Genomic DNA, 12,919 nt, shown 5'->3' on the forward strand with positions numbered 1-12,919 from the left:
GTTTTATGTATAAATACGATCAATACGACCAGCAGATGGTCGACAATCGCGTCGAGGAATTCCGTGACCAGGTGAAGCGCCGGCTATCCGGTCAGATCACGGAGGATCAGTTCAAGCCGCTGCGGCTGATGAACGGCCTCTACCTGCAGTTGCACGCCTACATGCTGCGCGTGGCGATCCCCTACGGCACGCTCGACAGCCGCCAGATGCGGATGCTCGCCCATATCGCCCGCAAATACGACCGCGATTACGGCCACTTCACGACTCGCCAGAACCTGCAATTCAACTGGATCAAGCTGGAGGATACGCCGGACATCCTCGCCGAACTGGCGACGGTCGAGATGCACGCGATCCAGACGAGCGGAAACTGCATCCGGAATATTTCGTCCGATCAATATGCCGGTGCCGCCGCGGACGAGGTCGCCGATCCGCGCGTCTGGGCCGAATTGTTGCGTCAGTGGAGCACGTTCCACCCCGAATTCAGCTATCTTCCGCGCAAGTTCAAGATCGCCGTGATCGCCTCGGGCGAGGATCGCGCGGCGATGCGCCTACATGACATTGGCATCCAGTTGGTCGAGCGCGACGGTGTGCTCGGCGGCAAGATCTTCGTCGGCGGCGGCATGGGCCGTACGCCGATGATCGCGCACGAGATCAGGGATTTCGTCACCGCCGACGATCTGCTCAGCTACGTCGAGGCGTGCCTGCGCGTCTACAATCGCTATGGCCGGCGCGACAATATCTACAAGGCGCGGATCAAGATCCTGCTCCACGAGATCGGCGCGGATGCGTATCGCGAACAGGTCGAACAGGAGTTCGCGCATGTGAAGGCACTCGGCATCGATCCGCCAAAGGCCGAGTTCGACCGCATCGCCGCGATGTTCGCCCCGCCCGCGTTCGAGGCGGATGCACCCACCGAACTCGACCGCAGCGATCCGGATTTCGCGCTCTGGCTCGACCAGAACGTCAAGCCGCACAAGCAAGCCGGATATGCGATCGTCAACATCAGCCTGAAGCCCACCGGCGGCATTCCGGGCGACGCGACATCGGCACAGATCGACCTGATGGCCGATCTTGCCGAACGATACAGCTTCGACGAGTTACGCATCACGCATGCGCAGAACGTCGTCCTGCCGCACGTGCGAAGCGCCGACCTGCACGCGATCTGGCAGCGGCTCGACGAGGCCGGTCTGGCGCCTGCCAATCTGGACCTGATCAGTGACATCATCGCCTGCCCCGGTCTCGATTATTGCAGCCTTGCCAATGCGCGCTCCATCCCGCTCGCGCAGAAGATAACTGAACGGTATTCGGATCCGGCGAAGCAGCGCGACATCGGCGAACTGAAGCTGAAGATCAGCGGGTGCATCAACGCATGTGGCCATCACCATGCAGGACATATCGGCATTCTTGGCGTTGATAAGAAAGGCACTGAGAATTACCAGCTGCTGCTCGGCGGATCGGGCGCGGAGGATGTCAGCCTCGGCAAGATCACCGGCCCCGGCTTCGACGAGGACGGCGTGGTCGATGCGATCGAACGCGTGACGGACAAGTATCTGGTGGTACGGGAAGACGGCGAACGCTTCATCGACACCTATCGCCGCGTCGGCATGGCGCCGTTCAAGGAGGCGATCTATGGATAAGTCTCCGTCTGCTTCCTCCCAGGACCGGGAGGTAAAGCTGCGCTTCCGCGACGACGCGCCGCACGACGAACCCGCCGTGACGCTCGAGTCCTTTCTGGGCCAAAGCAACGCCACCGCCGTCCGGATCGAGGCGGGTGACGATGCGCGCGCACTGATCCCGCATCTCGAACAGATCGCTCTGGTCGAGGTCAGCTTCCCCAGCTTCCGCGACGGGCGAGGCTATTCCGTCGCGCGGATCCTGCGCGAGGCGGGCTATACCGGCGAATTGCGCGCGCAGGGCGACGTGCTGGTCGATCAGTTGCTGCCGATGCGCCGGTGCGGTTTCGACAGTTTCGCGCCCGAGGCGGAGATCGACGCCGCGACGGCCGAGGCCAGCCTGTCGCGGTACGAAAACTACTATCAGACCGCCGCCGACGGCGCCGTCCCGATCTGGAAGAAGCGTCATGGGTGAGGCAGCGCGCGTACTCGACGAGATCAACGTCACGCCGTTCACGAAGGTCGATGCGGCGGAGATGAATGCGCGGTTCGAGGGGGTGTCGACGCATGACATGCTCGCCGACCTGCTGGCCGGCGAATTGCGCGGCCGGATCGCCGCCGTATCCTCGTTCGGGGCGGAGAGCGCGGTGTTGCTGCACATGGTCGCGCAGATCGACAAGGACGTGCCGGTCATCTTCATCAACACGCAGAAGATCTTCGGACAGACGCTGCAATATCGCGACGAACTGTCGGAACGGCTGGGCCTGACCGACCTGCGCGTGTTCCGCCCCGATCCGCGTATCCTCGCCGCAAAGGACACGACCGGGCTGCGCTGGAACTACGATCCCGACGGGTGCTGCGAGATGCGCAAGGTCGAACCGCTGCGCCGTGCGCTCGCGCCGTTCGACGCATGGATTTCGGGGCGCAAGGGCTTCCAGGCCGGTACACGCCAGTTGATGCCGCGTTTCGAGGAAGACGAGGGTCGTTTGAAGCTCAACCCGCTCGCGGATTGGGACAAGGAGCGGCTAAACACTTATTTCGCCGTCCACGAGCTGCCGCGTCATCCGTTGGAAGCGGAGGGCTATCCCTCGATCGGCTGCGCACCCTGCACGTCGAAGGTCCGTCCGGGCGAAGACCCGCGCGCTGGCCGCTGGCGCGGGTGGGACAAGGTGGAATGCGGCATCCACGTCGCCGAGAAACCGGGCGAAGAACCGGTTTTCTGAAGGTGAAAGCGCAATTGAGGTAGTGGGGTGCTGCCGGCGCTACGTGATATGGCACCGTCCCTTCCCTCCGTTCGTTTCGAGCGAAGTCGAGAAACCCTTCGGACAGTCCCCCAGGCCTGTTTCTCGACTTCGCTCGAAACGAACGGGGTATAGGGCAGGCAAGTAGCATAACCGAGCCCCAGGGCGCTCGAGCAGGATGACATAAGGTCGGTCCACCTCTACCGTTCGTCCGAGATTGTCGAAGGGCAGGCAGCCCGGGACAGGTGCTTCGACAGGCTCAGCACGAACGGGTCCTTTGAACGTCATCGCACGCTACGCCGCCTCGAAACCGAGCGTCCGCGCTTCCACATCCGCCTTCACCAGCCGCACGTCCACCACATCGCCCGGTCGTCCGGTCACCTTCGCGCTCGCCAATACAGCAAGGTCGCGCAACTGGATGTGCGCGCCGCGGTCGTCGGCATCGACGATCACCGCCGGGAAGACCTCCCCTTCCCGACCGTGCAGCATCACCGCCTCGGCAAGGTCGATCACCGCACGGTCGATCCGGCCGCCGATCGCATCCGCGCGTGCCATGACCGGCGGCAGCGTCTCGAACGCCTGCGTCACCACATCCGGCACCGCCTGCCCGTTGGCGATCGCCAGCGCCGCCTGTACGACATAGCGATCGGCGAGCCGGCGGAGCGGCGCGGTGGCGTGCGCATAGGTCGCCGCCATCGCCGCGTGCCACGGCACGACGCGCTCGTGATACGGCATGTACGAAGCGCCGCTGCCTGCCCGGCGCAGCGCGACCATGAACGCCGCCTGCGCCGGGTCCGCCGCATCGAGCGTCGGTTCGAATGCGGTAAGCGCCAGTGCGTCCGGCCAGGTCAGTCCGAGGCCGCGCGCCATCTGACGCAGCCGCGCCACCGCGCGATCGTCCGGCCCGGCCATCACCCGGAACAGTCCCGTATGATGCTCCTGCAAGGCCGTCGCGACCGCCAGGTTGGTGGCCAGCGACAAGGCGGCGTTGCTGTCCTCCGACGCAAGCCGGGGTGCGAACGTCAGGCGATACCCGCCGCCCGCCACCGCCTCGACCTCCTGTTGCGGCGGATCGACGCGGCTCGCCCCGCGGCGCGCCTCCGCCTCGGCCATACGCACGGAGAATGCGGCGAAATCAGGCGGCAGATCGGCAGCCTGTACGCTGTCATAGGCGAGTTTAGCCCGGTTGCGGATCACGGCCCGTTCGGCGCCGTCCAGCAGACTCGTGCCGTCCGGTCCGACGCGCACGGTGAAGATCACCGCGGCGCGTGGCCCCTTGGGCAACAGGCTTGCCGCTTTCTCGGATAGAACCGGCGGGTACAGGCTGGCCTTGCCGTCCGGCAGGTACAGCGTCGTGCCGCGCTTCCAAGCCTCGATATCGATCGCGCCGCCATCGTCGACGAACCACGCGACATCCGCGATCGCATAGCGCAACACCAGGTCGTTGCCGCTCCGCTCGATCGTGAACGCCTGATCCAGGTCGGTCGAACTCGCCGGGTCCAGCGTGACGAACGGCATGTCGGTGCGATCGGCATGTTCGCTCAGCGGTCGCGCCGCCGCCGCTTCCGCCGCCGCCAGCACTTCGGGCGAAAAGCCGGTGGGGACGGAAAATTGCGCACGGATCGCCGCCAGCCCAGGGGCCAGCGCCAGATCGGGATCGATCAGCGTCTTCATGTGCAAGGGTGTGCGATCAATACCCCGCAACGTCCAGATCGGAGAAGCGCGTCACGCTCGGCTCGAACTTGAGCAGCACCTTGCCGGTCGCGCCGTGACGCTGCTTGGCGATGATCAGTTCGGCCAGACCGAAGACGCGCTCCATGTCCGTCGCCCATTGTGCGTGATCCTCGAACGTCTTGGCATTGTCGCCCTCGGTCGGGCGCTTCGGCTCCTTCGCCGCGACGTAATAATCCTCGCGGAACACGAACATCACGATATCCGCGTCCTGCTCGATCGATCCCGATTCACGCAGATCCGACAGCTGCGGACGCTTGTCCTCGCGGCTTTCGACCTGACGGCTGAGCTGCGACAGTGCCATCACGGGCACGTTCATGTCCTTGGCCAGCGTCTTCAACCCGCGGGAAATCTCGGAGATTTCCTGCACGCGTCCGTCGCCCGACGCCTTGGCCGACCCGGTCAGCAGCTGGAGGTAATCGATGATCACCAGCCCGATCTCGTTATTATGCCGCCGCTGCAGACGACGCATGCGGGTGTGCAGGCCGCCGATCGTCAGGCCGGCCGTGTCGTCGATGAACAGGGGCAAATTTTCGAGGTCCGCCGCCGCCGCCGCCAGCTGGTTGAATTCCGCGCGGCTGATCTTGCCCATGCGCAGCGCCTCGGAACTGATCCGCGCCTGCTCGGCCAGGATACGCGTCGCGAGCTGGTCGGCGGACATTTCGAGGCTGAAGAACGCGACCTTCGCGCCCATCGACGCGCTGTGCTCGATGCCGTCCGCCCGATCCCGCATGTAGCGCTGCGCCGCGTTGAACGCGATGTTGGTGGCAAGCGACGTCTTCCCCATGCCCGGACGTCCGGCGAGGATCATAAGATCCGAATTGTGCATGCCACCGATCTTGGAATTGACGCTGTCCAGACCGGTCGTGATGCCGGACAGATGACCGCCGGAATTGAGCGCACGCTGCGCCATCTTCACGGCCATCGTCGTCGCCTGGGCGAAGGTCTTGACCGCGCTTTCGGTGCCGCCATCCGCCGCGACCTTGAACAATTCCTCTTCCGCCGCCTCGATCTGAGCACGCGGATTGACCTCCTCGGACGTGTCCATCGCACGTTCGACCAGCCCGCGGCCGACCGTCACCAGCGTGCGCAGCATGGCGAGGTCGTAGATCTGCTGCGCGAACTGGCGCGCACCGATCAGGCCCGCGCCGCTGCCGGTCAATTGCGCGAGATAGGCCGGCCCGCCCAGCTCGCGCATCCCCGCGTCGCTTTCGAACATCGGGCGCAGCGTCACCGGGGTGGCCAGCATGTCGGCGGCACGCGCGGTCTTGATCGCGGCGAAGATGCGGCCGTGCAACGGCTCGAAGAAATGCTCCGGTTCCAGCTTGTCGATCAGATCGTCCGCCAGCCGGTTGTCGATCATCATCGCGCCGAGCATCGCCGCCTCGGCCTCCACGTTCTGCGGCAGGCTGGTCGATTCGGTGACGGGCGAAATGGGGATGATAGTGGCCATGCCCCGCTCATAACCCTGCCGGTCCATCCCTCAACCCGTTTGCGCCGAACGGGCTGTGGATTGCGGGGACGGACCACATGACGAAAAGCCGTCAGCCCATCGGCCAGCGGCTTCCCGTCGGTCAGGGTCGAACCGCTCAGGCGTAGGCGACGGCGGTCGAAACCTTCGCGCGGCGACGCATGGCGAAGCCGACCATCCCGAAGCCGGCGATCATCATCGCCCAGGTTGCCGGTTCCGGCACCGCTGCGACGTTGCCGTTCAATTGAAACGAATGATCGAACGAGTAGCCGTTGAACGAGCCGGCCGCGCCGGTCGTGCTGATCCAGCTATTTCCATCGAGCGTCGGCGTGTTCGGAATCGACCAGTGCATGTCATACTGCGATGGCTGGACGTTCAGTGCCAGATAATAGGCCCCCGCGCCCAGGTTCCAGTTCGGCAAGTCTGCCGTAAAGTCGCGTAAAGTGTAGCCCCATTGCATGTCGGTGTCGGCGGTCGATGCGACCCCGAAGGACCCCGAATACAGCATCGCGCCGGGTCCGCTATTGCCGCCTTCATAGATGTTCAGGCGGATTGCCGACGTTGGCACCGTCGTTTGCCTTGTGAAAGCGTTGAACGTGAAGCTGGTCAGCGCCGTCGCTTCACTCAGCACGAAATCCTGGGCAACCCAATTATCCAGAGCTTGAGGGTTATTACCGCCCGCGACGTTCGATCCGACCTGGTTGTCGAAAACCACCGAGGCCATCGCAGGTGCGGCGCCGAATGCGGTTGCGGACAGAAGCGTAGCGGCGAGCAGGCTGTTGAACTTCTTCATGGCAAAAATCCTGTGTCTCGATGATGGCGATGTGCCTACGGGGACATCAGAGCAATTGCCGTGCCAATGGCGGCTTTCGTGCCATCGCGATGGTAAACACGCTTGGAGGCGATAGTTAATGTAAGTTTCTCTTACACCCCTATACGTGTGCTCTCTAGCCGGTGCCCTCGATTAACTTTCAAGTTCTGAAAGATCCTGGATTTCATATTAAGTATTAAATTATTTCAACCGGATCGCTGCATCGCCCCACGACAGGCAGGCGCGTGGTTGCTTCATGTCATTGCGCAAAGTGAAGGATCGGGCCACCAAGGCGGAAATCGTGCGGGATCACCTATGCATACCCCTTCTTCTTCCCGTCGCCTGATCTTGGTCGGAACGATCGCGCTTACGGCGGCGATGCCCGGTGCGGCGCATGCGGAAGGCTGGGATATGGCGGGGGATATCGGGCGCAACGTGCTGGTCGGGGCGGCGCTCGGGATACCCGTGATCAAGGGCGACTGGCAGGGCGGCTTGCAGGCCGGGGGCAGCATCCTGGTCGGCAGCGGGATCACTTACGGCCTCAAGCGGATCATCCCGTCCGGGCGCCCGGACGGAAGCGATTCGCGCAGCTTTCCATCGGGTCATGCGACGACCGCGTTTGCCGCCGCCGCGACGCTCGACAATCGCTATGGCTGGAAAGTCGGCGTTCCGGCTTTCGCCGTCGCGACCTTCGTCGGCGCCAGCCGCCTGACCGCGCGCAAGCATCGCTGGTATGACGTCGTTGCCGGTGCGGCGATCGGAACGGGAAGCGGGTTGCTGCTGACACGGAAGCGGAATTCTTCCGTTCGGTTGCTACCCTTTGGCGACAGCAAGGGCGGCGGCGTGTCGTTCGCGATGCGGTTCTGACCGGCGCCGAGCCGGGAAGAGCGGGACGAAAAATCGCATTAGGGTCACATCAGGGTCACACTATCGCGGCCGATCGTGTATGCCGAAGTTCACACAAGTTCACACGATATCGGGTCCTGCACGGCGCGCGATTGGCTGGGCAAAGGATCATTGTTGGGCGACGATTTGAAAGAGCGGGATTAGTAGCGGCAAGGAAGATAGTCGGCAGCGTCCGTGTAGGACAGCCTGCGTCGGGCCGGGTTCTCGAAGGCCAACAGGGTTTCCAATCCCACCGTTCGTGCCGAGCTTGTCGAAGCACCTGTGCGTGGCGCACGCCCTTCGACGGGCTCAGGACGAACGGTGGGGGCGGCGGTGCTGCTTCGAGGCTCGGGGTCGCGTCGCTCCCACGTGCCGGATGATCGGGTATCGCTCAGCAGGCCTCGGCGAGATCGAAGTGCGCCGCCGACGCCCGCCGCCCCGAGCCGGTCCCGGAACCAGCCCCAGCCCCGGCCCCACCCCCGTCCCTGCCCAGCTTGAACCGGCTCGCCTGCTGCGTCAGGCCGCCGACCTCGTTCGCCAGATTGCGCGCGGCGGCGGATGTCTGTTCGACCATCGCCGCATTCTGCTGCGTCGACCGGTCCATCAGGCCGACCGCCGCGGCGATCTCGGATATCGCGGCGGACTGTATCCGGTTGTCGCTTGCCATCGTCGCCAGCAATTGATGCACGTGCCCGACGTCCGAGGATATGTCCGATAGCGCCTCGTCCACCAGCGTCACCGCATCTACGGCGGTGATGATGTCCGCCTGCGTCACGGTCAACTGGTCGCGGGCGCGCTTCGCTTCCTCTTCCGCGCGCATCGCCAGTGCGGAGACGAGATCCGCGACCACAGCGAAGCCGCGTCCGGCATCGCCTGCGCGCCCCGCCTCGACCGCGGCGTTCATCGCCAGAACGCGCGTCTGGAAGGCGATCTTGTCGAGCCCTTCGATGACGTCGTCGATACCCCGCGCGCTGCCGCTGACGCGGTCCATCGCCTGCCGCGCCTCGCTCGCCTTCGATCGTCCGCCGCCGACCGTGGCGATCGCCTGATCCGCGCGCGCGACGGTTTGCGAGGCGACGTCCGCCGACGCCTTGATGCGATCGTCCACCGCGGACAGCGAGCCTGCCGCCTGTTCCAGCGACGCGGCGCTGCCTTCCGTACGGCGTGCCAGATCCTCCGATGCCTGCGCGATCTCGCCCGATCCCAGCCGGATCGCCGCCGCACTGTCGCCGACCGATCCGATCAGGGTGCGCAACTTGTCCAAGGCGTCGTTGAAATTGGATCGCAGGACCGAATAGTCCGGCGGAAACTGTTCGTGGATCGTCGCGGTCATGTCGCCCCCGGCCAGATCCGCCAGATGGCGAGACACGGTATCGACGACGTGTTTCTGTTCGCGATCGGCACTGATCTTGGCATTCTCCGCGTCTCGCTTGGCGATTGCGGCAAGGCGGAAGGTCTCCAGACCCGCATTCAGCGCGCCGATCTCGTCCCGCCGCGTGCCCACCGATGTCGCCGCCGTGTAGTCGCCCGCCGACAGACGCTGCATGTTCGATGCCGCCACGCTCAGCGGTGCGATCGCCCGCCGGTTGATCATCCACAGGAAGCCGACCAGGCCCGCGAGCAGAGCGATCGCCGCCCCCGCCGCGGCGATTTGCGCGTTACGGACCGACCGCGCGGAACTGGCCTTCAGCGCCGTCTGGAATTCGGTAGCGGACGTCACGGCAACGTCGATCGCCGCACGGTGGCGATCATAGGCCGAGGCGAGGCGGCGATAGCTTGCCCCCGCCTCCTCCGTCCGCCCCGCCTTGATCGCGGGTAGGAAGCGCGTTTCCAGTTCCTTCCAGAATTGCTGTGCCGGGGCGTTCGTGGTGATGGTCAGTTGATCGCGCAGCTTCGCGTCCATCGTCGTGACGAGCCAATATTCGTGGCGTTCGTCATAGCTGCGATGCAGTGCCGCGAGCCGCTCGCTCCGCGCCGCGACCTCCGCCGGATGCGCCAGGACCAGTGTCGCTTCCAGATACGGTTCGATGATATATTCGGGCGGCGGCAGGATGTCGGCGATGTAATCGGACGCGTGTTGCGACTGCACCTGTAGCGGGCCACCCATCTTGATCTGCTCGACCACCAGCCACACCGTCGCCGCCGCCACGATGAGCAGGACGACCAACGCTGCGGCCGCGCCTGCAATGAGGCTGCGTATTTTCATCCCGGACGTACCTTTCACCTGCCGCTCAAGCGGATCACGAGCGACCATGCCGAGGCATCATAGGAGGGAACCAGCGCCGGCGGGCGGGCGGCACGTGCAATCTGCGCGACCGTATTGCAGATCGATGCATTGTCCCGGCTTCGCATCCCTTATAGGGCGTGACGATGGCCGACCCCCGGATCATCGATGTCACGCTGGACGAGCGCACCATCCTGTGGCGCTCGGCGGATATCGAACAGGAACGGCGGATCGCGATCTTCGATCTGATCGAGGGCAATCACTTCGCGCCGCAACGCGTGCATCCCGACGGCTATGCCGGGCCGTACAAGATCGCGCTGAGCGTCGAGGAAGGGCGGCTGGGCATCGCGATCAACCGCGCGGACGATACGCATCTGGAGACCTATGTCCTCGGGCTGGGGCGCTTCCGGCGGCCGATCAAGGACTATTTCGCGATCTGCGACAGCTATTACGCCGCCATCCGCAACGCGACGCCGGCGCAGATCGAGACGGTCGACATGGCGCGGCGCGGCATCCACAACGAGGCGGCGGAACTGCTGAAGGAACGGCTGGAGGGCAAGATCGAGATCGATTTCGACACCGCCCGCCGCCTGTTCACGCTGATCTGCGTGTTGCACATCAAGGGTTGAGGCGGTGAGTTTGCGGTTTCTTGCCAGCGGCACCGGGCGTGTCGCGATCGGCGCGGTGATCCTCGCGCTGATCGGCGTGCTCGGCTGGTGGGTCGTCACCGGGTGGCACCCGTCGCGCAAGACCTATGTCTTCCAGGGGATCGACGTTTCGGACGAGCAAGGCGCGATCCGCTGGCCGACGATCGCCGCGGGGGGCGCCGATTTCGCCTATGTCCGCGCGACGATGGGCGCCGATGGCCGCGATTCGCGCTTCGCGACGAACTGGGCGGACGTGCATGCCGCCGGGATGCGGCGGGGCGCGTTGCACATCTGGTCCTTCTGCAAGCCGGCCGCAGATCAGGCGAACAATTTCAATACCACCGTGCCGCGCGTCGACGACGCCCTGCCCGCCGCCGTCCTGATCCAGGTCTCGCCGGGATGCACCGTCCAGCCGGACCGCGCTGCGCTGATCGCGGAGATCGACCGGTTCGCGTCGATGGTCGAGGCGCATACGGGCACGCCGATCCTGTTGAAGATCGCCGCGCCGGTCGAGACGCAGTACGAACTTTCCGCCGCGATCCAGCGCCCGTTGTGGAGCATGCGCAACTTCATTCCACCGAACTACGCCGCCCGCCCGTGGCGCATGTGGCAGGCCAGCGACATTCGGCATATCGATGGCGTGAACGGTCCAGTGCGCTGGAACGTGGTGGCCCCGTGACGTATCTGGAGATTGTGATGCCTGACTTCACGCTGGACGACACCGTGCGCGACACGCTGATCGCCGCCGCGCGCGACGCCGCCACCCGCGCGCATGCCCCCTATTCGAACTTCGGCGTCGGCGCGGCCTTGCTGCTGACCGATGGCAGCATCGTGACCGGGGCCAATTTCGAGAATGCCAGTTACGGCCTGTCGCTCTGTGCGGAAACCGTCGCGCTCGCCACCGCCAACAGCGCGGGCCGATTGGCGGACGTCGTCGCGGTCGGTGTGATCGGCGGCGCGATCCGTGACGGCGCAGTGACCGGGGACACGCCGGTCGGCCCGTGCGGCCGGTGTCGCCAAGTGATCAACGAAGCCGCGCAGATCGGCGGACGCGACATCGTCGTCTGGTGCGGCAGCGCGACCGGCGCGCAGGTCGACCGGCACATGCTGTCGGAACTGCTTCCGCACGCTTTCGGCCCGGCGGATCTGGGGATCAGCACGCCCCCGCGTTGACGGGTCGCGATACGGATCGTATACGTTTCGTATATCGACCGCATTGCGAGACGTATTTTGGGCATCGTGAAGATCGACGACGAACTGCATGCCGACGTGCGCCGGGCGAGCGGCGCGATGTGCCGCTCGATCAATGCGCAGGCCGAATACTGGATCAGGATCGGCATGCTGGCGGAGGCGAATCCGGCGCTGTCGTTCGCCCAGATCATGCGGATGCAGCTTGCCGCCGCCAACGTCCGCCTGCCGGAACTCGGCCCCGAACTCGCAGCCGCCTGACATGGTCAAGACGCCCGACGAACTGGCGCTGATGCGCGTATCGGGCAAACTGCTCGCGTCCGTGTTCGAGATGCTGGATCGGCAGCAACTGGCGGGCCTGTCCACGTTGGAGATCAACGATCTGGTCGACCGGTTCATCACCGTCGATCTCGCCGCGCGCCCGGCAAGCAAGGGGCAGTATGATTACGGCTTCGTGCTGAACTGTTCGATCAACAATGTCGTCTGCCACGGCGTGCCCGACGCGAACCGGATCGTCCGCGACGGCGACATCATCAACCTGGATATCACGCTGGAAAAGAACGGCTTCATCGCCGATTCGAGCAAGACCTATCTGGTCGGCGAGGCGACGCCCGCCGCGCGGCGCCCTCGTCCGCGTGGCGCAGGAGGCGATGTGGAAGGGCATCGGCCAGGTCCGGGCGGGCGCGCATCTGGGCGATATCGGCTTCGCGATCGACAAGCATGCGAAACGCCACGGCTATTCGGTGGTGCGCGAATATTGCGGCCACGGCATCGGCCGCGAGATGCACGAGGAACCGGCGGTGCTGAATTTCGGGCGTGCCGGATCCGGCCTGAAATTACGCGAAGGCATGGTCTTCACGATCGAACCGATGGTCAATCAGGGCACGCGCCGCGTCTCGACCGAGGCGGATGGCTGGACCGTGGTGACCGACGACGGCAAGCTTTCCGCGCAGTTCGAACATACCGTCGCGGTGACTCGGCACGGTGTCGAGGTGCTGACGCTCCGCAGTGACGAGAAGCACGCTTTGCCTCGGGCCTGAGCCCGCGACGCCCCGAGTGGAACGCGCGCTTGCCTCCTTGGCCCGATCCCGCGAAGACACGGAAAAGG

The 12,919-nt window shown here is 64.9% G+C and carries 12 protein-coding genes and 1 pseudogene; 9 read left to right on the forward strand and 4 right to left on the reverse strand.

The window, feature by feature from the left end; genetic code table 11:
• Window positions 1-5 precede the first annotated feature (5 nt).
• Genes H5J25_RS12305 through H5J25_RS12315 form a run of 3 tightly spaced genes read left to right on the forward strand, consistent with a single transcriptional unit; the run spans window position 6 to window position 2,836 of the window.
• Window positions 6-1,637, forward strand: coding sequence for a nitrite/sulfite reductase (locus tag H5J25_RS12305; protein WP_202091410.1), 1,632 nt, complete (start codon window positions 6-8; stop codon window positions 1,635-1,637).
• Window positions 1,630-2,088, forward strand: coding sequence for a DUF934 domain-containing protein (locus tag H5J25_RS12310; protein WP_202091412.1), 459 nt, complete (start codon window positions 1,630-1,632; stop codon window positions 2,086-2,088). Before H5J25_RS12305 ends, H5J25_RS12310 begins: the two co-directional genes overlap by 8 nt.
• Complete coding sequence (locus H5J25_RS12315; protein WP_202091414.1) at window positions 2,081-2,836, forward strand: phosphoadenylyl-sulfate reductase; 756 nt, start codon at window positions 2,081-2,083, stop codon at window positions 2,834-2,836. The genes H5J25_RS12310 and H5J25_RS12315 overlap by 8 nt, the downstream gene beginning before the upstream one ends.
• Window positions 2,837-3,148: 312 nt before the next feature.
• On the opposite strand, the gene H5J25_RS12320 is transcribed toward H5J25_RS12315, so the two are convergent.
• The 3 genes from H5J25_RS12320 to H5J25_RS20755 form a co-directional block, all read right to left on the reverse strand.
• Window positions 3,149-4,528 carry an RNB domain-containing ribonuclease gene (locus H5J25_RS12320; protein WP_202091416.1) on the reverse strand — a complete coding sequence of 460 codons (1,380 nt, stop codon included), beginning with the start codon at window positions 4,526-4,528 and terminating at the stop codon, window positions 3,149-3,151.
• 16 nt (window positions 4,529-4,544) lie between these two features.
• Window positions 4,545-5,963, reverse strand: a complete 1,419-nt coding sequence (locus H5J25_RS12325) for a replicative DNA helicase (protein ID WP_404829613.1) — start codon at window positions 5,961-5,963, stop codon at window positions 4,545-4,547.
• Between the two features lie 211 nt (window positions 5,964-6,174).
• The gene (locus tag H5J25_RS20755) at window positions 6,175-6,849 is read right to left on the reverse strand and encodes an FxDxF family PEP-CTERM protein (RefSeq protein WP_225883093.1); all 675 of its coding nucleotides are present in this window, start codon (window positions 6,847-6,849) and stop codon (window positions 6,175-6,177) included.
• Between the two features lie 333 nt (window positions 6,850-7,182).
• Between H5J25_RS20755 and H5J25_RS12335 the strand changes: the two genes are divergently transcribed.
• Window positions 7,183-7,734: a phosphatase PAP2 family protein gene (locus H5J25_RS12335; protein WP_202091419.1), complete on the forward strand. Its 552-nt coding sequence runs from the start codon at window positions 7,183-7,185 to the stop codon at window positions 7,732-7,734.
• Window positions 7,735-8,143: 409 nt separating this feature from the next.
• Here the strand turns inward: H5J25_RS12335 and H5J25_RS12340 are convergent, their stop codons facing one another.
• Window positions 8,144-9,958, reverse strand: coding sequence for a methyl-accepting chemotaxis protein (locus H5J25_RS12340; RefSeq protein ID WP_225883094.1), 1,815 nt, complete (start codon window positions 9,956-9,958; stop codon window positions 8,144-8,146).
• A gap of 164 nt (window positions 9,959-10,122) precedes the next feature.
• Here H5J25_RS12340 and H5J25_RS12345 point away from each other — a divergent pair, with 164 nt between their 5' ends.
• The 5 genes and pseudogenes from H5J25_RS12345 (at window position 10,123) to map (ending at window position 12,851) form a co-directional block, all read left to right on the forward strand.
• Window positions 10,123-10,605 (forward strand): UPF0262 family protein, encoded by a 483-nt coding sequence (locus H5J25_RS12345; protein ID WP_202091421.1) that lies wholly within the window; start codon window positions 10,123-10,125, stop codon window positions 10,603-10,605.
• Between the two features lie 4 nt (window positions 10,606-10,609).
• The gene (locus H5J25_RS12350; protein ID WP_225883095.1) at window positions 10,610-11,302 is read left to right on the forward strand and encodes a GH25 family lysozyme; all 693 of its coding nucleotides are present in this window, start codon (window positions 10,610-10,612) and stop codon (window positions 11,300-11,302) included.
• A gap of 17 nt (window positions 11,303-11,319) precedes the next feature.
• Window positions 11,320-11,796 (forward strand): cytidine deaminase, encoded by a 477-nt coding sequence (locus H5J25_RS12355; protein WP_202091423.1) that lies wholly within the window; start codon window positions 11,320-11,322, stop codon window positions 11,794-11,796.
• A gap of 57 nt (window positions 11,797-11,853) precedes the next feature.
• On the forward strand, window positions 11,854-12,072 hold the full coding sequence (locus H5J25_RS12360; protein WP_202091425.1) for a ParD-like family protein: 219 nt from the start codon (window positions 11,854-11,856) through the stop codon (window positions 12,070-12,072).
• Between the two features lies 1 nt (window position 12,073).
• A pseudogene (map, locus tag H5J25_RS12365) lies at window positions 12,074-12,851 on the forward strand (type I methionyl aminopeptidase).
• Window positions 12,852-12,919 lie beyond the last annotated feature (68 nt).

This window comes from Sphingomonas aliaeris (genome assembly GCF_016743815.1).
GTDB classification, from domain to species: domain Bacteria; phylum Pseudomonadota; class Alphaproteobacteria; order Sphingomonadales; family Sphingomonadaceae; genus Sphingomonas; species Sphingomonas aliaeris.

Excerpts from the sequence above, each read along its gene's own strand:
- H5J25_RS12315 (WP_202091414.1), top strand. The coding sequence starts at position 2,081 with ATGGGTGAGGCAGCGCGCGTACTCGACGAGATCAACGTCACGCCGTTC.
- H5J25_RS12325 (WP_404829613.1), bottom strand. The coding sequence starts at position 5,963 with ATGCTCGGCGCGATGATGATCGACAACCGGCTGGCGGACGATCTGATC.
- H5J25_RS12355 (WP_202091423.1), top strand. The coding sequence starts at position 11,320 with ATGCCTGACTTCACGCTGGACGACACCGTGCGCGACACGCTGATCGCC.
- H5J25_RS12305 (WP_202091410.1), top strand. The coding sequence starts at position 6 with ATGTATAAATACGATCAATACGACCAGCAGATGGTCGACAATCGCGTC.
- H5J25_RS12345 (WP_202091421.1), top strand. The coding sequence starts at position 10,123 with ATGGCCGACCCCCGGATCATCGATGTCACGCTGGACGAGCGCACCATC.
- H5J25_RS12340 (WP_225883094.1), bottom strand. The coding sequence starts at position 9,958 with ATGAAAATACGCAGCCTCATTGCAGGCGCGGCCGCAGCGTTGGTCGTC.
- H5J25_RS12320 (WP_202091416.1), bottom strand. The coding sequence starts at position 4,528 with ATGAAGACGCTGATCGATCCCGATCTGGCGCTGGCCCCTGGGCTGGCG.
- H5J25_RS12310 (WP_202091412.1), top strand. The coding sequence starts at position 1,630 with ATGGATAAGTCTCCGTCTGCTTCCTCCCAGGACCGGGAGGTAAAGCTG.
- H5J25_RS20755 (WP_225883093.1), bottom strand. The coding sequence starts at position 6,849 with ATGAAGAAGTTCAACAGCCTGCTCGCCGCTACGCTTCTGTCCGCAACC.
- H5J25_RS12335 (WP_202091419.1), top strand. The coding sequence starts at position 7,183 with ATGCATACCCCTTCTTCTTCCCGTCGCCTGATCTTGGTCGGAACGATC.